This is a genomic window from uncultured Campylobacter sp. (assembly GCF_938045535.1).
In the GTDB taxonomy this organism is placed as follows: Bacteria; Campylobacterota; Campylobacteria; order Campylobacterales; family Campylobacteraceae; genus Campylobacter_B.
The window spans coordinates 1-1,363 of the sequence record NZ_CALIMQ010000176.1 but is presented as its reverse complement, the minus strand read 5'-3'; the positions used below and the strand labels follow the sequence as shown (position 1 = coordinate 1,363).

Sequence of the window (1,363 nt, the reverse complement as noted above, 5' to 3'; positions counted from 1 at the left end):
CGGTAAATTTCAACGTCGATCTTGCCTTTGACGTCGGTTTTAGTTTTGGAATCTAGTAGCGCAAAGCCGAATTTTACGCTATCTCCGCTTGATATGAAATCTTTGTTCGCGCGAATTCCTACGATACGATCATAAGGCAGATAGCTCAGGCTGCGATATGCGTTTACGTTTTTGCCCTCCTCGGTTACGCTGAAATTTAGTAGAATATTTATGGCGTTAGAGACATTAAGATCAGCTGCTGCCGGCGAGAGCGCAAGCTCCTTTTTACCGGCGGGGCTTAGCGTAAATTCCGCCCTACGAAGCTGCGTAGCGCCCTTTTTCTTTAAGCGATCGTTTAGAAACGAAAAGCCCTCGTAGCCTTTAATTTTTAGCTCTTTTTCATAGGCGTTTGCTTCCAGCGAGCCTTTCAAATCTCCGGCCGGCGCGCCTGCAAGATAGTTTGAGCTTAGCTTTAAAGTTATGATCTCATCTGCGCCGTATTCGTCTTTAGCAGTTAAAATTTCATTTTTAATGCGGTTTGGGAGGAAATTTTCTACGCTGAAGCTTTTAGAAGCGATGATTTTGTCCTCATAGATGAGATCTAGGCGATAAGTGCCGCTTTTCTCGCCCATCAGCTCGTCTATTTTAACGCTGCCGAACTCATCGGTGCTTTGCGCGCGCGTGATGACCACAGTGCCGCTAGGATCGTAAATTTTAAATTTAATCGGCGTATTTTTTAAAGAGCTAAAATCGCGATTTTTCATCACGATCGTGCCCAAAAGCCGCTCGTTCGGACTTATCAGCTCGCTTGCGAGATAAACGAACGGACGCTTTGCAGTAATCGTTTTCTCGACGCTTGCTACGGCGTTATTAAACAGCACGAACGCATGCTCATCGCCTTTACTAATCTCGATAGAGCGCGGATTTTTGGCTAGAATTTCCATATTTTCTAATCGCAAAATTCCATCTCCGTCCGTTTTATCCTCTACGATTAGCTCGTTTTTATCGCTGTAAATTTTAACCTTCGCTCTACTTAGCTCCTCGCCATTACTAAGCCTAGAAGTATAAATTAGCGCGCCGCGCTCAAGTAGCACCACTTGAGCCGTAATGTCGCTGAGATAGGCTACGCGCGAAACCTCTTGCATCTTTTCGCCCACTTTGTAAAACGCCGTGATTTTATAAATTCCATCCTCGTAGCCTTTAAAATCCATCGCGATTTTATGTTCCGCAACGGCGTTTTTAGCGCCTCCTATATCAAAGCTCTTAACCGCGATCTCGCTAGCTAGCCCACCTACACTATCTTCGTTGCTTTCAAAGTTTAAAAAATACCTAAAATTTTGCTCAGGGACTTTGGCAATCGAAATTTTAACCTCATTTACGTTTG

Annotated in this window: 1 pseudogene; it reads right to left on the bottom strand. The window is 44.4% G+C overall.

The features are described 5' to 3' along the window. Nucleotides 1-1,363: pseudogene (locus tag Q0095_RS05610) on the bottom strand (hypothetical protein); the annotation flags it as partial.